Raw genomic sequence first — 18,882 nt, 5'->3', positions numbered from 1 at the left:
AGCCACCGTCTAAGCGTTGAATTCGATTTCGTAGATGTCGCTGCGGCACAGGGTTTCGCTGTATTCCAGCAATGAATCGTCAGGGCCATAGCTCAGTTGCTTGATTCTCATCAGGGGCGCCCCAGCTTGGATGTTCAGCCATTCGGCAACCTCGGCGGTGCACGCCAGAGCCTTGAGGGAGAAGGTTTTGCGCGCGGCGCGAATGCCGCGGCTTTCCCATAAGGCATACAGCGAGTGTTCCAGTTGGGCCGGGTCTGGCAGGTACTGTTCGGGAATGTAGGTGGTCTCCAGGGACACCGGCACGCCATCCACCAGGCGTATGCGCCGCAGCTTGGCAATCGGCGCACCGCTAGCGATGCCGAGGCTGCTGGCAATCAGTGCCGGCGCCTTGAGCTTGACCCGCAGCAGCCATTGGTTGCTGACCTGGCCGCCTTCGCGCTCCACCTGGGCGGTGAAACCAGGTTCGGCGTTCAGGGAGTAATCAAGGTGTTGGGCCACCCGTGTGCCGATGCCTTGCTGACGGATCACCAGCCCTTGTTTTTCCAACTGGGCTATGGCCTTGGTCACCGTGACCCGCGACAGGCCCAGGCCCTCGGCCATGACGCGCTCGGCGGGCAAAAAGTCGTGAGGGGCTAGAACGCGTTGGCGAATCACCGTCTCGATGGCCTGGGCCAATTGCAGGTACTTGGGCCCATGGGCCGCGCCTTGGCAATGGTGTCGCAGCGTCGTTATCAAATCATCCATAACCGGCGTTCGCTCGTGTTCAGTGTGGGTAGTGTGCCTGATCAGCCTGGGTAAAATCTTCTGCGTAAATGGTCCCAGTCCGGTGCACCCGCGGCGCCGGTCTGTTCGACGACACAAGCGGCGACGCGATTGCCCAGGTCGGCGGCCGCCATCAGCGACCAGCCTGCTGCCAATCCTGCCAGCACCCCGGCACAATGGGCATCGCCCGCACCAACAGTGTCCACCAACTGCACGGGATACGCCGGCACCGGCTGGGGAGGCTGGCCGGGTTGGCAGCACCAGGCGCCTTCGTGATCGAGGCGGCACAGCACGTTCAGTTGCAGGCGCTGCGCCAGTGCCTGGGCTTGCGCCACCGGCTCGCCCTCGCCGCAGAGCAGGGCGGTTTCCTGACGGTTGAGGGACAGCGTGGTATTGCTACCTGCCAATGCACTGATAAACGCCGACGGCAGGTCGACGATGCGTGGCCCGAAATCCAGAAAACAGCATTGCTGTCGGGGTAAGTCCAGCAGCCACTGGCGCAGCGTCGCCCCCGCGTCGCCCACCAGCTCATAACCGTTGGCGTAAACGATCGCCTGAGCATCCAGGGGCAGCGAGTCCAACGCCGTGGTGTGCCATTGGGTCTCGCAACCGGTGACTGTCACAAACGTGCGCTCGCCATTGGGCTCCACCAGGGCTAGGCACCAACCATTGTCCTGATTCAGATCGCGCAACAGCACCGGCAGGGTCAGGGCCTGCATCTGGGCAGCGATCTGCTCGCCCCATGGGCCATTGCCGACAGTCATGCCGTTGATCACCTCGACCTCCAGCCGCCGCAACGCGCGTGCGACGTTAAAGCCGCACCCGCCCACCTGACGACCGGTTTCCACGGCCAAAGTGTCGCCGCCACTCCTGGGCAGTTGGTCGAGGTTGAGCACGATGTCACCGATGGCACCGCCGATGACCACTACTGGGCGCTGGGCCTTGAACAGCGTAGTCATGCCATTTTCCTCGGTCCGAACAGCAGCCACATCCCGTAGCACATCAGGCTTGCTAGAAACGAGACGAACAACCCCAGGCTGGAGTTGGCAAAAATACCCAGGGCCAGTGGGCCGTCGATAAACCCGGTCTTGCTCACCAGCAAGCCGCTGATGGCGCCGATGACCCAGCAGGCTAACGGCACCACCTGCACGCCACGGTTATGCAGGCCATAGAGTGCGTCCGGGTCATAGCCCTGATGGCGGCGCAGGTAGAAATAGTCGAGGACAAAGATCGCCTCCCACGCGGAGAGAAACACGCCACAGAACACCAGGAATGAAATGAACGGCCCGATAAACTCGCCGGAGATAAAAATCACATACACCGCCACCCCTAGCACCAATAACGCGTCCACCGTAATTGCCAGGCTCTGCTTGACCTGCACCCCGAGGGTCAGCAGGTTCAGGCTCGCCGAATACAGGCTCAACACCGCAATTGAAACGATACCTGCGGTGGCCGCCAGCAGGTACGGCACGGCCATCCAGGTCGGCAGCACAGTGCCGACCAGGGCGATGGGGTTGGCGTCACTGGACAGCCCTGGCAACTGCGCCGACAGCAGCACACCGGTGCCGATCAGGATCAGCAGAGGCAGGGCGGCACCGCCGACCACGGCGGCAAAGATCCGCCCGCTGCTGGCGTCTTCATGCTGAAAGCGACTGTAGTCGGCCCCCGCAATCGCCCAACTGATACCGGTACCTGCGGCAATGATCGACACCGCCGGTAGAAACCCGCTCAACCAACTGCCGGATGGCCGCGCCAGTACCTCGGCCCAAGGCGTGTGGGCGACGATGTAAGCCACCACCACCAACGTCAACGCACCAAAGACCTTGCCGAACCAGCGTTGCAGCGAGGCGACGGTGTTCTGCCCCAGCAGGCTGACGATGACGGTCAGGCCGCCAAATAAGGCCAGGCTTAACACGCTCAGCCAGGTACCGGCGGCAAAGCCCAAGGCCTGGAACAACGCCACCAGGGTCAGCGTCCCGGTAATGACGTTGACCGCCTCCCAGCCCAGCAGGTTGATCCAACTGAAGGCGGTCGGCGGTACGTTACCCTTGATCCCGAAGATCACCCTGGACAAGGTCAAGGTCGAGGTGCGCCCGCGTTTGCCGGCGAAGCTGGTGAAGCCCACCAGTGCAAAGCTGGCGACCCCGACCAGTCCGGCCAGCAATGCCTGGATCAGCGACAGTTCAAAGGACACGATGATCGCGCCGTAGACAATCCCAAGAATGCCGATGTTGGCGGCGGTCCAGATCCAGAACAACTCGCCGGGTGTGCCGGTGCGTTGGTCCTCGGGAACCAGGTCGATGCCAGTGCTTTCCAGGGTCATTGCCGGTTTACTGTTGGGTTTGTGCATGACGGGACTCCTTGGTGTGCCGCAGTTGGTTAAGGGAGAGGGCGTAGGGCAGTAAATCAATCTGGTTGGCCTCGGCGATCTGGCGTTTCCAGGCGTCGGGGAGGCGTTGGGCGCCGTGCAGTGCGCCGCAAATGGCCGTGGCCATGGCGCCGATGGTGTCGGTGTCGCCGCCCAGGTTGGCGGCGAGGATCGCGCAGCGCACTGGGTCGGTGCGCGCCAGATCCACCAGTGCCACGGCGCAGGGCACCGACTCCAGGGTGTCCATGCCGGCACCGACGCTTTCATAGAGTTCTGTCAGGGCATCCAGGTCCGACTGCCCGCACACACCAGCGGCGATGTCCAACGCATAGCGCGTACGCAGCGCCAGGCAGGGGCTGAAGGTCGAGGCCAGGCGGGTCTGAATCTCCCGTGCCAGGGGCATCATCTCGGTTTTAATCTGCCCCCAGTCGGCGCCTTCGATCGCACGGCTCACACACCAGGCGATCATCCCAGCACCGGCTACCGCAATGTCGGACTTGTGCGTCGGACTCGAAGCCAGCACCACCTGCTCGATAAAATGCTTGCGGTCGGCGGTGGGTACCAGGCAGCCCAGCGGCGCCACGCGCATCGCGGCACCATTGGTCACGCCGTTGGAGACGATACTGGCCACCGCTTGCCCACCACGAATCGCCAGCAACGCCGCCTTGGAGCTGGGGCCGAGGATGTTCTTGTCGAAGGCGCCCATGCGCAGGGCCCAGTCAAGAATGTGCCGGGCGATCACCTCGGGAACCACTTGGCCCCCGCATTCGATCAGCGCGTCGGTCAAGGCTATGGCCTGCTCGGTATCATCGGTGTATTGGCCGGCAATGAAGCCGGCAGCGGCGACGTTTTCCTCAGGCCCCGGGAGGAAACTGTCGATCCAGCCAAAGTGCTTGCGCACCCGGGCCTGGGGCCACAGTTCCGAGGGCATACCCAGGGCATCGCCTATGGCCTGGCCGTAGAGGCAACCAAGGATCGCGTCGGTGCGAGGTGTGAGTGTTACTGGCATACCCATCGAATCTCTGAAAGCGGGAGGTAGGCTTTCAGAGGCATAAATGATGCCAATATAGATCCAATATCAGTCCAGTGTATTTCTATAACCGCACGACGCCGTTGATGGACGTCCGGGCACCCAGGCAGTTTTTATCTTTTTTCCGAATTCTGTAGGCTCCCCAAGCTGGCGGAGTTTGGCCCCACGTAAGGAGGGAGGGCCAAAGATATGTTTAAGATAATTAAGCGTATTTGGAGCCTCGTTAGAAACGGAATAGGTGTAGCGGATCGCGTTTGAAAACAGCCGGGCTCGCATTTGTCCCATTTTTCGGCTCACATTATTTGTATCTATCTGTAACCACTGGCTCAGATTAGCTGCAAGTGAGCTCACATTATTTGCGACCAGCTCACATTGCCGTCTCATCGACTCAGATTAAAAGCAACTGTGATCTGTCCCGTATGGGTAGACCCAAACGAGTCGAGACCGCGAGACATAATTTACGTATCGCAAGGGTCTGTACGGTTTTTTTGAGACGCATCCCGACAAACGTCTAGAATCTAATCAGGCAAAACAAGCCTGCCTGGTAATTGCAAATAGCGTGAGCCCGTGACGATGGAATGCGAGCCCGCCCCGTCGAATGCAAGCTCACTTGCAGCTAATCTGAGCCGGTGACCTTGGCTGGTCGCAGTTAATTTGAGCCAGAAATGCCGTTGAATGCGAGCCCGCGTGTTTTCAAACGCGAGCCGCTACAACTACCGCCCCGAAAAAGAAGCCACCCGCGATGCTGATCATGACCGTGCGACTCATTTCTGCGGTGGTGGCTGTCAGCAGAAATTGCCGCATGCTTTCGTAGTCACCAAGGGCACCAACCAGCAACAGGCCAAACGGAGTCCAGGGCGCGAGCCTGAACCCTCCAACCATCCGCTGGTGAAGGACCTGGTGAAGGGTTGGACGAGTCCAGCGGGACTCGATTTTGCCCTTGTGCTTACTCAGGATACCGCTCACTGCGGCGTTGAGTTTTTCTATGTCCAATCCACGCATTGAGCTGCGTCGTCGAGTGCATGCTGGGTTGAACAAGGGCGAGGCACGCAATGCCCTGGCCAGGGCGGTGTTCTTCAACCGCCTCGGTGAAATCAGGGATCGGAGCTTCGAACAGCAGCGCTACCGTGCCAGCGGCCTCAACCTGGTGACCGCCGCAATAGTGCTGTGGAACACGGTCTACCTGGAGCGCGCCACCCAGGGGAGGCCTGCCGCCAGGCTGCTTGCCGGTCAGTTTGGTCGCGGCGGCACGTTGGTCGAGTTTCGCCTGATAGGCGGCCTGCTCTTGCTCGAAACGGACGCGGGCGCGCGCCTCAATCTTGACCTTCGCGATGTCCATGGCGGCCAGCCGGTCTTGCCGGCGCTTGATCTCCTCGGGCAGGTTGATGCCGTCGGGAAGATCCGCTTGGTCGGCACTCTCGGCCAGCGCCAGAAGCTCCTGAACTTGGGCCTTCAGCTGGCCCTCGATTACCTGGAGATGGCCATGCGATAGCGCGCTGTGGCGTGAGGCGTTGACATGCAGCTTGGTGCCGTCGAGGCTGACAGTACCGAGTTTGAGCAGTTTCATTTCGCCCGCCAGCTCCAGCACCTGCAAGAAGATGCCGGCTAACTCGTCGAGGAAACGCCGGCGGAAACTGGCGAGGGTGTCGTGATCGGGGCGGCTACCCGCGGCGAGATAGCGGAAGGCAAGTGAGTCGTAAGTCGCGCGCTCGATCTTGCGACTGGAAAAATTTCCGGTGGCATAGCCGTAGACCAGTAGGCTGAGCAACACCTCGGGATGATAGGCGGCGCTGTCGCGCCCGGCATAGCACGGGTGAGCGCGCCCAGATCGAGTCTTTCGATGGCTTCGAGAATGAAGCGCGCCAGGTGATCGTCATGCAGCCAGTCGTCCACCGATGGAGGGAGCAGGTAGGCGGTCTTGCGATCAATCGTGCGAAAGCGGCTCATGTGCTGGTCATCGGCAGGGCAGATGCCGGGATTATCCTAGAGCGCAGCGGAAAAGTCCGACAGGCTGCAAGGCTGCAATGGTACAGTGCATGTGCTTCTGGAGCGCCATGAATCCGGCAAGCAGAGTCTATTGATCGAAGTGCTTCAACGGGTAAAGGCCACCGGTCAACCGGCAGCCCTGGCGACCGTCATATCGGCGGGCCTAAAATTCCGTGTGCGAATCGGCGCTCGGATGGGCCTGAGCCCCTTTATGAGCCCGTGCCAGGGCATCCACTGCCAAGCGCTTGAACACACACCCTGCGTAGCGATTTGCTCGGTACCCTTGAGCGCAAAAAGTCTCAGTTGATGATTTACGGAAGCGGTGAGGATGAAGTCGAGGTATTTCTCGAATACATCGCGCCACGGCGCCGACTGGTGATCTTTGGCGCGGGTCATGACGCCCAGCCTTTGGTGCGCTTGCAGGATCTGTTGGCAGCCAACCAAACGCTGATGACGGTCTACCTGATGAAGGCCGAACTCAAAACGCTTTGGACTGCGGCAACGGCTTGGGGCTGGAGAATGACTTGGAAACAATGGCTGCGCCATGCCCATGAAAGCGAAATACCCGCCTTGATTCAGTTCGCCAAGCGGCTAAAACGTTACTGGCGCGGGATCGTAAGCCGAGTTCGCTGGCCGATGCACACGGGTCAATTGGAAGGGATAAACAATCGAATAAAGGTCATCAAACGGATGGCTTACGGTTACCGGGACAGCGAGTTCTTTTTCATGAAGATCAAGAGCGTCTTTCCCGGTAATCCGTGAAGAACCTTTTTTTTTGGGGGGGGCGATACTCCGGCAAGCGTTGCCTTGGCCATTGTTGGCGAAATCATTGCCTACCTCAATCAACGCAATGGCTCGATGCTGAAGTAGCGTAAAACAACCATTCACGAATCCAGTGAGTCAATCCACTCACCAGCGGTAGACGGCTTGCAGGTAAAAATAGAAGCTTAGTGTCTATAGCGGTTGCTCACAAGACTACACGGCTGGGGTGCGATGGAACTCGACGTCGTCTACCGAGACTGCTCGACTCTACCAACTGGTGGAACTGGCGGTGCCCCGGCAAATCGACGGCCAGTCCTGGCTGGGCGTGTGGAGTGGCGGCGAGTTTTTCCCGATCGGCCTTGAGTGCTGAGCTGTTCTCAATCACACCACCATTCATCTCCCTGAAACATAAGTCCCTTGCATCCTGAGGCCTGTTTCGGTTATTAATTTGAACATGATTAGACATGTCCGATTCGATAAGAAAAAAAAGGTGGTCGATGAGCTGATCCGGCGCATCGAAAGCGGTCTTCTCGAAGACGGCTTGCTCTTGCCGGGTGAACATCAGTTGGCCGAAGAATTCTCGGTGAGCCGTGGCACGCTGCGCGAGGCCCTGGCCGAACTCAAGCGGCGCAACTACATCGCGACCCAGAGCGGCGTGGGCTCCATCGTCACCTACGATGGCATTCCCCTCGACCAGCGCGCCGGTTGGGCCCAGGCCCTAGCGGACAGCGGGGCGCTGATCAATACCGAGGTGCTGCGCCTGGAAGCGGTGACGCGGCCAGACCTGTTCAGTCGCTACGGTATCGAGCAGTTCATCGCCCTCGATCGGCGCCGGCGCAATACCGAAGGCACCGCGGTCTCCCTTGAACATTCGCTGATACCGGCCAGCGGTGGCCTGGAACGCCTGCCCAGCGTCGGCCTGATTGACAACTCCCTGACCATTACCCTGGCGGCCTACGGCTACGTCGGTGATCGCGGCGATCAATGGATCGGCGCCGAACCCCTGTCCGCGGAATATGCCGAACTGCTGGGCCGTCCGCTGGGCACGGTCTTTCTCAAGGCCTTGCGCGCCACCTACGACAAGCAAGGACGTTTCATGGAGCAGGTCGAAAGCCTGCTCGATCCGCTGCATTTCCGCCTGCACCTGGCGTTTGGAAACCCGACATGACCCCGATTCATCGCGCCCTCGGCGCCTTCTACGGCCTTGCCTTGGGCGACGCCCTGGGCATGCCGACCCAATCCCTGAGCCGCGCACAGATCCAGGCCCGCTTCGGTAGCATCACCACGCTGGTCGACGCCGGTCCCGACCAGCCGATCGCCCCGAACATGCCCGCCGGTTCTATCACCGACGACACCGAACAGGCGATCCTGGTCGCGCAGTTGCTGATCGACGGCAATGGCCATATCGAACCGCCCCTGCTGGCCGAGCGGCTGATCGCCTGGGAAGCGGTGATGCAGGCCAAGGGTTCGCAGGATTTGCTCGGTCCGTCGACCAAGCGAGCCATTGAAATGATCCTCGCCGGCCACAGCCCCGAAGAAGCCGGGCGCTACGGCACCACCAACGGGGCGGCCATGCGCATCACTCCGGTGGGCATCGCTGCCGATATCGCCCTGCCTCAGCGCTTTCTCGAGGCGGTGATCCAGGCTTGCCAGGTCACCCACAACACCAGCCTGGGGATCTCCAGCGCCGCTGCCGTCGCCGCGGTGATTTCCAGCGGTATCAACCGCCAGAGCCTGGCGCACGCACTGGATATCGGCACCGAGATGGCCTTTACCTCCGAACAGCACGGCCATTGGGTCGCCGGCGGGCGCCTGGGGCCGCGGATTCGCTGGGCCCGTGAGCTCAGCCGCGATTGCCCGGACGCCGAACTGGCCGATCTGCTGTATGACGTGGTCGGTACCTCGGTGGCCTCCCAGGAGTCGGTGGTGGTGGCTTTCGCGCTGGCCCAACGGGTCGCGCTCGGCAAGCTCAAGGCCTTCGAGGCCCTCTGCCTGGCCGCCAGTATTGGCGGCGACACCGACACCATCGCCGGCATCCTCGGCGCCATGCTCGGCGCCTGCGAGGGGCTGGACTGCTGGCCCGCCGAGATGATCGCGAAAATCATTGAGGTCAACGCGCTGGAACTGCAGCCACTGGTTCAGGGGCTGATCGCCCTGCGCAACACCTGACACGCAAAAAGCACGCAATGGACTGCAGGCGAAGTGGGCCCGGATATGGCCCCGAGTTTTCTACACCTTTCACACTGCCCAACAACTACAACAAGTGGCATTAGGAGTTGAATACCATGACCTCATCAAACGCCGGACAATGCGCCGGCCAACTGGAAACCCGCGGCATAGAACCGGTCCCGGAAGCCGAGTGCAACGGCCATCCGCTGCAACTGTTCTGGGTCTGGTTCGCGGCCAATATCAGTATTCTCGGCCTGCCGCTGGGGGCGACCCTGGTGGCCTTTCGCGGCCTGGCGATCTGGCAGGCGATCATCGTCGCGATTCTCGGTGCGGCGGGTTCCTTCGCCGTGGTGGGGATCATTTCCATCGCCGGTCGTCGCGGCCACGCGCCGAGTCTGACCCTGTCGCGGGCGATCTTCGGCGTGCGCGGCAATATCGGTCCGACCATCGTTTCGCTGATGTCGCGCCTAGGCTGGGAAACGGTCAACACCACCACCGCCGCGTTCGTGCTGCTGTCGTTGTGTTCGATCCTGTTCCACTCGCCGGTGGAGGCCAAGAGCGCCCCGGTGCTGACGCTGCTGTTTATCGCCATCTTCGTGCTGCTGACCCTGTCGGTCTCAGGCCTGGGGCATGCCACCTTGCTGGTGATCCAGAAGTGGGCAACCTATGTCTTCGGTGCCTTGAATATCCTGGTGGGCGGTTTCCTATGTGCGACCATCGACTGGAGCGCGGTGTTCAACGCCACCCCGGCACCGATGAGCGCGATGATCATCGGCATCGGCACCATGGCGGCGGGCACCGGGATCGGTTGGGCCAACGCCGGCGCCGACATGTCGCGCTACCAGCACAAGAGCGTCAAGGCGGTCCGTCTGGTGGCCTCGGCGGCCTTCGGTGCCGGTATCCCGCTGGTGCTGCTGATCACCCTTGGCGGCCTGCTGTCGGTGGGCAACCATGATCTGGCCCAGGCTACTGATCCGATCATTGCGATTCGCGACATGCTGCCGACCTGGATGGCCGTGCCGTACCTGATCACCGCGTTCGGCGGGCTGTTGCTGTCGAACAACCTGTCGGTGTACTCGGCGGGCCTGACGACCTTGACCTTGGGCCTGAAGGTCAAGCGCGTGCATGCGGTGATCGTCGATATCGTGGCGATCTTCGCCGGCTCCATCTACTTCATGTTGATCGCCGACAGCTTCTACGGACCGTTCATCACCTTCATCTGTTTGCTGGCGGTGCCGATTACCGCCTGGGTCGGGATCTTCGTGGTCGACCTGGTGCATCGTCAGTACTACAGCGCCAAGGACCTGCTCGATGTCAGTCCGACCAGTGCCTACTGGTATAGCGGTGGCATCGAATGGCGTGCCTTCGGTGCCTGGGCCGTGGCGATTGTCCTGGGCTTCAGCTTCACCACCATCGGCACCACCGCCGAGACCACCTGGTTTCGCGGTTTCCTCTCCGACTCCTGGCTGGGCCACAACGGCTTGGGCTGGGTCGTCACCTTCCTGGTTGCAGGCGGTATTTATGCCGTGCTCGGCGGTGCGGCGGATCGCCGTGTCGCTTTTGTAGAGAATGCCAATGGCTAGATTACTGCATACCGGCCAGGTCATGGTTGACCTGGTCATGTCCCTCGACCAGCTGCCGGTGACCGGTGGCGACGCGCTGGCGAACGCCGCCAGCTTCGAAGCAGGTGCGGGTTTCAATGTCATGGCCGCTGCCCGGCGCAGTGGTTTGCCGGTGGTCTACCTTGGGCGCCACGGTAATGGGCGCTTCGGCGACTTGGCCCGGCAGGCGATGGTGGCGGAGGGGGTCGAGGTGGCCCTCGACCGCTATGGCGAGAAGGACACGGGGCTTTGCGTGTCCCTGACCGAGGCCAGCACCGAGCGCACCTTCATTTCCTATATCGGTGCGGAAGGCGGTCTCTCGGCCGAAGAGCTGGCGCGGGTGTCGGTGCAGGCCGACGACTACGTCTATGTCAGCGGCTACAGCCTGCAATATCCGGACAAGGCGCCGGCGCTGCTGGAGTGGGTGTTGGCCTTGCCGAAGGCGGTGACCGTGGTATTCGATCCTGGACCGTTGGTCAACTCTCCGGACGCAGCACCCATGGCCGCGTTGTTGCCGCGCATCGATATCTGGACCAGCAACAGTGTTGAATCCTTGCGTTTTACCGGTGCGGCGGATATTGCCGGCTCCCTCGGCATTCTGACCGAGCGTTTGGCCGATGGCGCGCTGCTTGTGGTGCGCGACGGCCCGAACGGTTGCTGGGTCGGTCAGGGAGGGGAGCACCAGCACATTCCTGGCTTCAAGGTGCAGGCGGTGGACAGCAATGGCGCGGGCGATGCCCATTCCGGGGTGTTCCTCGCCGGGCTGGCGGCGGGGCTGGATACCGCCCTGGCGGCCCGTCGCGCCAATGCAGCGGCGGCCCTAGCAGTCTCGCGCTGGGGGCCGGCCACCTCGCCTGGGACGCAAGAAGTGGACGCGATGCTGGCTGAAGGTTGAACCTGATTCCTGTAGGTGCAAGGCTTGCCGGGACGCCGCCCGGACCAAGCTCTGCTCCTACATCGAGGTACGAGCGGTGTAACGTGTGGATCAAGCGTGCTTTGTACACAGCGACCACTCTTAAGGAATTTGAGCAGGTATTGGGACGCCCCATCGCCTCATGGGGTTCTGGATGCCGACCTTCATCCGTAACGCAGGGATCGTCGACACCGTCCACATCGGCATCCTCACCGCGCTGCCGAGCATCGCCGCATTGCTGGGCATGCTGCTGATCGGCGCCAGTTCAGACAAACACCGCGAACGCCGCTGGCACATCATCGTGCCGTTCTTGGTCGGCGCTGCGGCGATGGCCAGTGCACCGTTATTCGTACACAACGTGGTAGCGGCCGTGGCGCTGCGCGCCCGCAACATACCTCAACCCCCGACCATTACAGGACTCTGACGCGCTATGACCTTTAAGCTGGAACAACTCAAGCAAATCACCACGGTGGTTGCCGACACCGGCGACTTCGAAGCTATCGCTCGGGTCAAACCGGTGGATGCCACCACCAACCCTTCGCTGCTGCTTAAGGCCGCGGCCATTCCAGGTTATGCCGAGCTGCTGAACGCCTGCGTCAGCGACTGCAAGGGCGATATTGGTCTGGCCAGTGATCGCTTTGGCGTAGCGGTCGGGCAAGAAATTCTGAAAGTGATTCCTGGCCGTATTTCCACTGAAGTGGATGCGCGCCTGTCGTTCGACACTGACGCCGTATTGAAGCGCGCGCACCGTCTGATAGAGCTGTATGACAAGGCCGGTATTGGCCGTGAACGCGTACTGATCAAGGTCGCTTCCACCTGGGAAGGCATCCGTGCCGCCGAGCAACTGGAGCGCGAAGGCATCCAGACCAACCTGACCCTGCTGTTCTCGTTCGCCCAGGCGATTGCCTGTGCCGATGCCGGGGTATTCCTGATTTCGCCGTTCGTGGGCCGGATTTACGACTGGTACAAGAAGGCCAACGGTAGCGACTACACAGGCTCCGATGATCCGGGCGTGCAGTCGGTCACTCGCATCTACAACTACTACAAGTCCAATGACTACAAGACCGTGGTCATGGGCGCCAGCTTCCGCAATCTGAACCAGATCGAGCAGTTGGCCGGTTGTGATCGCCTGACCATCAGCCCGGACCTGCTGGAGAAACTCGCTGCCGATACGGGCAAGCTCGAGCGCAAGCTGGCCCCAGGCCACGCTGGCGAACCCCGTCAGAGCCTGACCGAGAGCCAGTTCCGCTGGGCCTCCAATGAGGACGCCATGGCCACCGAGAAACTTGCCGAAGGTATTCGTCAGTTCGCTCTTGACCAGGAAAAACTCGAAGCCTTGCTCGCGGCCAGAGCCTAATCCCGCCCTGACACACCGGCCTGGCAGGATGACTGTACAGGGTCGGTTTTTCCTTTTCGTCCTATTCGATTCTCTGGAGATCAGCGATGCCCAGCCGTCGTGAGCGTGCCAACGCCATTTGTGCCCTCAGCATGGATGCTGTGCAAAAAGCCAACAGCGGCCATCCCGGTGCCCCTATGGGTATGGCGGATATCGCCGAAGTACTTTGGCGTGACTACCTCAAGCACAACCCGAGCAATCCAGCGTTCGCCGACCGTGACCGCTTCATCATGTCCAACGGTCACGGCTCGATGTTGATCTACTCGCTGCTGCACCTGACCGGCTACGACCTGTCGATCGATGACCTGAAAAACTTCCGCCAACTGCACAGCCGCACCCCGGGTCACCCGGAATACGGCTACACCCCGGGCGTTGAGACCACCACCGGCCCGCTGGGGCAGGGACTGGCCAACGCTGTCGGTTTCGCCCTGGCAGAAAAAGTCCTGGCGGCGCAGTTCAACCGTCCGGGCCACAACGTTGTCGACCACCACACCTACGTGTTCCTGGGTGATGGCTGCATGATGGAAGGCATTTCCCACGAAGTCAGCTCGCTGGCCGGGACCTTGGGCCTGGGCAAACTGATAGCCTTCTACGATGACAACGGCATCTCCATCGACGGCGAAGTCGAAGGCTGGTTCACCGACGACACGCCGAAGCGTTTCGAAGCCTATAACTGGCAAGTGATCCGCAATGTCGACGGTCACGACCCGGAAGAGATCAAGACCGCCATCGACACTGCACGCAAAAGCGCACAACCGACGCTGATCTGCTGCAAAACCACCATCGGTTTCGGTTCGCCGAACAAGCAAGGCAAGGAAGACTGCCACGGCGCCCCACTGGGCGACGCGGAAATCGCTCTGACCCGCGCTGCCCTGAAGTGGAACTACGGCCCGTTTGAAATCCCGGCTGACATCTATGCCGAGTGGGACGCCAAAGAAACCGGCGCTGCTGCCGAAGCCGAGTGGGACCAGCGTTTCGCGGCTTACTCTGCTGAATTCCCTGAGCTGGCCAACGAGTTGATCCGTCGTCTGAGCGGCGAACTGCCGGCTGACTTCTCCGAGAAAGCTGCGGCCTACATCGCTGAAGTGGCGGCCAAAGGCGAAACCATCGCCAGCCGTAAAGCCAGCCAGAACGCCTTGAATGCTTATGGTCCGCTGCTGCCGGAACTGCTGGGCGGCTCCGCTGACCTGGCCGGTTCCAACCTGACCCTGTGGAAAGGCTGCAAAGGCGTCAGCGCTGAAGACGCCAGCGGCAACTACATGTACTACGGTGTTCGCGAGTTCGGCATGAGCGCGATCATGAACGGCGTGACACTGCACGGCGGTCTGGTGCCTTACGGCGCGACCTTCCTGATGTTCATGGAATACGCCCGCAACGCAGTGCGCATGTCCGCGTTGATGAAGAAACGCGTGATCTACGTTTACACCCACGACTCCATCGGTCTGGGCGAAGACGGCCCGACTCACCAGCCGATCGAGCAGTTGTCCAGCTTGCGTTGCACGCCGAACCTCGACACCTGGCGTCCAGCCGATGCCGTTGAATCGGCCGTGGCCTGGAAATGCGCGCTGGAGCGCGACGACGGTCCGTCGGCGCTGATCTTCTCCCGTCAGAACCTGCAGCACCAAACCCGCAACGCGGTGCAGATCGAGTGCATCAACCGTGGTGGCTACGTGCTCAAGGACTGCGCAGGCGAGCCTGAACTGATCCTGATCGCCACCGGTTCCGAAGTCGGTCTGGCCGTTCAAGCCTTCGACAAACTGACCGAACAAGGCCGTAAGGTGCGCGTGGTTTCCATGCCATGCACCAGCGTCTTCGAAGCTCAGGATGCCGGCTACAAGCAAGCGGTTCTGCCGTTGCAGGTCAGCGCCCGTATCGCCATCGAAGCCGCTCATGTGGACTACTGGTACAAGTACGTGGGCCTGGAAGGTCGCGTCATTGGTATGACCACCTACGGCGAGTCGGCGCCTGCGTCTGCCTTGTTCGAAGAGTTCGGTTTCACCCTGGAAAACATCCTGGGTCAGGCTGAAGAGTTGCTGGAAGACTAAAAAACGCGAGCGCGGAGGCTTGATCAGCGGCTACAGGTATTGGGGTGGTTTGTGATGGCCTGCATCAGGCCATCCAGAAGGTGGCATACGGCGCTCAGCCGTTCTCCAACTCACCGGCAATCACCACCTTGTTGCGAGGTTTTTGCGGGTTCTCCGGGCGATCCAGCAGCAGCCGCACCGCGCTGCTGCCGGCCAGCGATGCATCGTGAGCGACACAAGCGATCGACACCCCCGAAGATATCGGCGAACGGCAGACGGTCGATGCCGCAGATGGTGATGCTTTCATGGGTTAGCGGCTGGTGTATCCGCCATCGATGGGCAGGCTCACGCCACTGATCATGCTGGCGGCGTCGCTCAGCAGAAAAGGAACGGCGTTGTTTGGTCATCTGACACCTCGATCTGGCGAGCATTCTCGCCTAAATGGGTGTCCGGTTTCATTAGACCACTACACATCAGGTAACCCTGACAATGGCCAATCTAAACTCCGCAGAAAGGTGAAGAGGACATCGATAGCGCCAGTCCCCTTTAATCATGTCTGCGCTAGGGGTTTAGGTGGTGCTTGAACAACGAGCAAAGTGACCATTCAAGCTCCATCACTGCTGCTTCCAGGGCCAACTGGTTGTGGTAGATCCGTTCCAACACATCTGATAGTGAATATTGGCCTGGCATGATTTCGACTCCTTTCGAGAAAACCCAAGCATAGCAGCGACAGTGCCCGTAACAGGCACCACAAGGTGGTCGCTTAAATTTTGCTACAGAGCGGGTAGGAAAGTCGTCGGATTACGTATGGCTGGGGCATGTGCGGACCAGTGGCATCAAATGGCAAACACGTATGAACGCGCTCAGAGACGCGGAAATTACTTAGCGCGGACAGCAATTTGGAGTTGCGAGCAAATAACACTGGTACAAAACTGGTACGAGAAAATTCACAATTGGCTACAGGTCTTTAAGATGGGAGCTTCAGTCGTTAGTCGGTCCAATCCATCATGGGTGCAACAGAAAACCTCCTGGATACCGAATCGGCTGGATAGGCTAGGTTTTCTGTGGGTTTCATCGGCATTTCGCGACTTCTCATTTGCTGCGGTTTACTACGGTTTTTGCTTAATATTGAGAGAGCCTTGCTGCAATGTAGCAACGCAAACCACTCGTGTAGCAAAATCCATGGAGTCAATCACCGTTCGCAAGCGCAAGGATGGCTCTGCAGCGTACACAGCACTGATCCGCATCATGCAAATGGGTGTGACAGTTTATCAGGAAAGCCAGACCTTCGATTGCAAGACCACAACCCAAGCCAGGCTCAAGCGGCGCGAAACCGAGCTGGTCGAACCTGGTGCAATTGCCAAGGCCAATCGCATGGGCGTGACGGTCAAGGAAATGATCGAGCGCTACCGGGTATTGGCTTGCTAACCGCTAATGCGTTAATCGCCTCGATCGGCGATGCGAGGGACTTTAACAAAGGACGGTAATTGGCTGCCTGGTTAGGCCTCGTGCCTAGGCAGCACTCCGGCGGTGGAAAGCCGACGTTGTTAGGAATGAACAAACGAGAAGGCGCGTACCTACGAACCTTGATGATTCATGGCTCCCGCTCCCCCCACAAAAGCGAGTACCAACCGGATTGCCGGCGTCTTTCACGCCTGCATGGACGAGTCGTCGAGGTTTCATCGACGTAGATCACACCACTGATTGCACAGGCAATTACTTAGTGGGGGAAAGACAGGAAAGGCCGTGGTCGGCACCGTTCGCGCCGGACCAGGCAGTTGGAATGCGTGTAATCGATTGAGGCGTTGACCAGCAGGGGGGGGCGTCCATGAACGCCGGAACGCTGGTCGCGCGATTGCCTGATGCATCGAAACCCCTCGGCGTCCCGTTTCCGGGGGCCGAGGGCGCTAATGCCGGTAACGCTAGTCAGATTTTACCGAAATTGACACAGCAGTAGCCCATGTCGTCCTTCTCCTGCACCTGCCGGAAATCATACGGCACCCATTCGCAGCGCGTAATCAGGCCTGGGCTATTCAATCCTTTGAGAAATGGCAGCAGTCTGCCGTTACTCAAGTCGCCACCGTAACCGGTCTCAGACACATAGAGCACATGGATCGGTTTCTTGTCGCGCAAAAAGGCAAAATATGTCATGTGGTCCACTACGACATTTTCTGCCGACTCCGCAGGAATACCACATGACACCCCCAGCTTACTGATTGAATCCAAGTGAAGCTGAGACCCCAGCACCGGAATCGAAAGCGGCTGCCCGGGCAAACTCGATTGCGCGAAGGAGGAGTTGCGTGTGATACCAGGGGTCACGAGGGTTAACAGTGTCACCATCGACGCCATGGAAAGCAGCATTAACAGTGAATAGGCTAATAGTGTGGGTGTGTTACTCCGCTTCACTGCGCGCCGGGAGTGCATCAACAGGGCTGCGATGATGATCGACACAGGCATGAATTGATTAGCCGCATAAAAATTCTGGATGTTGTAAAAAAACGCATTGATTAAATCTGCGCCGACCAACAACAGCGCCAGCACGACAGACGCAGACACTTGGCGGCGAACCAATTGCAACAGAAATACCGCGATACTTACAATGTGGATTCCGATAATAAACGTGTACAGAGAGTAATAAATGGCAAGATTGATGTACGGCAACGCTTCAAAGCTACCGACCATAGGAGGCAGCCAGCCCGATTGAAAAGTTTCATTAAAGGTCAGATGTATCAACAACCGGTCAGGAAAGCTTATTAAGTTGTTGTATGCGGCGCTGACAAACTCAGCCGGTGCAGAGAACAGCATACCCGGTAACAATGTGTTGAACGCCAGCATTTTTTGAATGTTCGGCGCATCCTGACAGCCCGCCAGCGCGCTGAAATAGTGAAAGTTCTGAATGCACAGAACCACGACGAACAGCCACAAGCCATAGCGAATCGCTTTGTGGTACGTTGCCGTCGCGAACCACACGGCCGCTAGCGCGAATGGCGCATAGAACATGCTCTTGGGGTGAGCATAGAAAAATAATGTCAGCAACAATGCCAACCCAACAGTCATCGCCACCTGCGCGCGCGCAGGCTTCTGCTCCTTGAAGAAGAGTGCCAACAAACAAAGCACCAGGATCGGCAGCATCAGAAGTTGTTCAGGACGCGACAAGGCCCACAGATAGGGTAGGACACCCAGTGAAGCCACCGCCACCAATCCAGCGAAACGCTGAAGAGCCCCTCCAACATCACGCGCCTGCGCCAAGCACCAATACGCGAGCAAGGCAAACCAGATCAGCGATAAAGAAATCCCGCTCACTCTCAAGCCAAAAGGACCCAGGTGGGCATAGATCGCCGACAGTAATATACCGGCCGGATAAAATACCCATGAAACTGTCCGCCCTGCAGTTGTTGTGCATTGTGGATAAAGGGTGACCGCATTTCCGTCCTCCAGAAATAGCCGCGCAACCCTGAATTTTGTCATGACTTCATCGGAGTAAACCGGAAGAAATACCCCGCTCAGTAATACAGCAAAGAACAATGCCAGAACAATTATTGGAATTTTATTTGTTAAAACATCTCTCATTCTTCAATACCCAGTCGATTTAAAAATCGATTATTCTATCTTCGTCAGTAAAGGCTTATTAATCGGCGCCAATGATAGCCCAATCCCAGCATTGAACCTGCATTGTATCCATCGAACCTGAAAGCTCTCTGGAAACTCCGGGTAAGCCCTCAGGTGTGCTGAAATGCGCTCTGACTACCTGAAGCGAGCCTATAAAATCACTTCGTTACGCCAGTTCGCCCGGTAATCCTCCATTTTTAGTACTCGCCAAAAGTAGAGGTCAGGCCACTAGTGTGCTGAGCGGTTAGTTCATTTATCTACT

13 protein-coding genes and 7 pseudogenes are annotated in these 18,882 nt (G+C 59.4%); 12 read left to right on the top strand and 8 right to left on the bottom strand.

Annotated elements, in window-relative coordinates; all coding sequences use genetic code 11:
• Positions 1-9: 9 nt before the first annotated feature.
• Genes KGB07_RS04800 through KGB07_RS04785 form a run of 4 tightly spaced genes read right to left on the bottom strand, consistent with a single transcriptional unit; the run spans position 10 to position 4,139 of the window.
• Entirely contained in the window at positions 10-744 is a 735-nt protein-coding gene (locus tag KGB07_RS04800) for a GntR family transcriptional regulator (protein WP_223464759.1), read from the bottom strand.
• Positions 745-785: 41 nt separating this feature from the next.
• Positions 786-1,721: a PfkB family carbohydrate kinase gene (locus KGB07_RS04795; RefSeq protein WP_223464758.1), complete on the bottom strand. Its 936-nt coding sequence runs from the start codon at positions 1,719-1,721 to the stop codon at positions 786-788.
• The gene (locus tag KGB07_RS04790) at positions 1,718-3,112 is read right to left on the bottom strand and encodes a purine-cytosine permease family protein (protein ID WP_223464756.1); all 1,395 of its coding nucleotides are present in this window, start codon (positions 3,110-3,112) and stop codon (positions 1,718-1,720) included. The genes KGB07_RS04795 and KGB07_RS04790 overlap by 4 nt, the downstream gene beginning before the upstream one ends.
• Positions 3,093-4,139, bottom strand: coding sequence for an ADP-ribosylglycohydrolase family protein (locus tag KGB07_RS04785; RefSeq protein ID WP_223464754.1), 1,047 nt, complete (start codon positions 4,137-4,139; stop codon positions 3,093-3,095). The genes KGB07_RS04790 and KGB07_RS04785 overlap by 20 nt, the downstream gene beginning before the upstream one ends.
• A gap of 1,021 nt (positions 4,140-5,160) precedes the next feature.
• On the opposite strand from KGB07_RS04785, the pseudogene KGB07_RS04780 reads away from it, so the two are divergent.
• Positions 5,161-5,355 (top strand): annotated as a pseudogene (locus tag KGB07_RS04780) (Tn3 family transposase); the annotation flags it as partial.
• Between the two features lie 6 nt (positions 5,356-5,361).
• Here the strand turns inward: KGB07_RS04780 and KGB07_RS04775 are convergent.
• Positions 5,362-6,107, bottom strand: a pseudogene (locus KGB07_RS04775) (transposase); the annotation flags it as partial.
• A 345-nt stretch (positions 6,108-6,452) separates the two neighbouring features.
• Here KGB07_RS04775 and KGB07_RS04770 point away from each other — a divergent pair.
• The 9 genes and pseudogenes from KGB07_RS04770 (at position 6,453) to tkt (ending at position 15,032) form a co-directional block, all read left to right on the top strand.
• Positions 6,453-6,908 carry a transposase gene (locus KGB07_RS04770; RefSeq protein WP_223464751.1) on the top strand — a complete coding sequence of 152 codons (456 nt, stop codon included), beginning with the start codon at positions 6,453-6,455 and terminating at the stop codon, positions 6,906-6,908.
• A 226-nt stretch (positions 6,909-7,134) separates the two neighbouring features.
• Positions 7,135-7,278: a hypothetical protein gene (locus tag KGB07_RS04765; protein WP_411741525.1), complete on the top strand. Its 144-nt coding sequence runs from the start codon at positions 7,135-7,137 to the stop codon at positions 7,276-7,278.
• Between the two features lie 84 nt (positions 7,279-7,362).
• The gene (locus tag KGB07_RS04760; RefSeq protein WP_223464749.1) at positions 7,363-8,076 is read left to right on the top strand and encodes a GntR family transcriptional regulator; all 714 of its coding nucleotides are present in this window, start codon (positions 7,363-7,365) and stop codon (positions 8,074-8,076) included.
• On the top strand, positions 8,073-9,077 hold the full coding sequence (locus KGB07_RS04755) for an ADP-ribosylglycohydrolase family protein (RefSeq protein WP_223464747.1): 1,005 nt from the start codon (positions 8,073-8,075) through the stop codon (positions 9,075-9,077). Before KGB07_RS04760 ends, KGB07_RS04755 begins: the two co-directional genes overlap by 4 nt.
• A 116-nt stretch (positions 9,078-9,193) precedes the next feature.
• Positions 9,194-10,660 (top strand): purine-cytosine permease family protein, encoded by a 1,467-nt coding sequence (locus tag KGB07_RS04750; RefSeq protein ID WP_223464744.1) that lies wholly within the window; start codon positions 9,194-9,196, stop codon positions 10,658-10,660.
• The gene (locus KGB07_RS04745) at positions 10,653-11,573 is read left to right on the top strand and encodes a PfkB family carbohydrate kinase (protein WP_223464742.1); all 921 of its coding nucleotides are present in this window, start codon (positions 10,653-10,655) and stop codon (positions 11,571-11,573) included. The genes KGB07_RS04750 and KGB07_RS04745 overlap by 8 nt, the downstream gene beginning before the upstream one ends.
• A gap of 160 nt (positions 11,574-11,733) precedes the next feature.
• Positions 11,734-11,976: pseudogene (locus KGB07_RS04740) on the top strand (MFS transporter); the annotation flags it as partial.
• Positions 11,977-12,021: 45 nt separating this feature from the next.
• Positions 12,022-12,948: a transaldolase gene (gene tal / locus KGB07_RS04735; protein WP_223464740.1), complete on the top strand. Its 927-nt coding sequence runs from the start codon at positions 12,022-12,024 to the stop codon at positions 12,946-12,948.
• Between the two features lie 86 nt (positions 12,949-13,034).
• Positions 13,035-15,032 carry a transketolase gene (tkt, locus tag KGB07_RS04730; protein WP_223464739.1) on the top strand — a complete coding sequence of 666 codons (1,998 nt, stop codon included), beginning with the start codon at positions 13,035-13,037 and terminating at the stop codon, positions 15,030-15,032.
• A gap of 94 nt (positions 15,033-15,126) precedes the next feature.
• Here tkt and KGB07_RS04725 read toward each other — a convergent pair.
• Positions 15,127-15,319: pseudogene (locus tag KGB07_RS04725) on the bottom strand (LacI family transcriptional regulator); the annotation flags it as partial.
• 2 nt (positions 15,320-15,321) lie between these two features.
• Positions 15,322-15,402 (bottom strand): annotated as a pseudogene (locus tag KGB07_RS04720) (short-chain dehydrogenase); the annotation flags it as partial.
• A gap of 791 nt (positions 15,403-16,193) precedes the next feature.
• Between KGB07_RS04720 and KGB07_RS04715 the strand changes: the two are divergent.
• Positions 16,194-16,421: pseudogene (locus KGB07_RS04715) on the top strand (site-specific integrase); the annotation flags it as partial.
• A pseudogene (locus tag KGB07_RS04710) lies at positions 16,415-16,621 on the top strand (transposase); the annotation flags it as partial. The pseudogenes KGB07_RS04715 and KGB07_RS04710, both read left to right, overlap by 7 nt.
• 316 nt (positions 16,622-16,937) lie before the next feature.
• On the opposite strand, the gene KGB07_RS04705 reads toward KGB07_RS04710, so the two are convergent.
• Complete coding sequence (locus KGB07_RS04705) at positions 16,938-18,581, bottom strand: hypothetical protein (RefSeq protein WP_223464737.1); 1,644 nt, start codon at positions 18,579-18,581, stop codon at positions 16,938-16,940.
• Positions 18,582-18,882: the final 301 nt, after the last annotated feature.

The organism is Pseudomonas sp. GL-RE-26 (genome assembly GCF_019956275.1).
GTDB classification, from domain to species: domain Bacteria; phylum Pseudomonadota; class Gammaproteobacteria; order Pseudomonadales; family Pseudomonadaceae; genus Aquipseudomonas; species Aquipseudomonas grandcourensis.
This window is presented reverse-complemented; position numbering and strand designations above follow the sequence as displayed.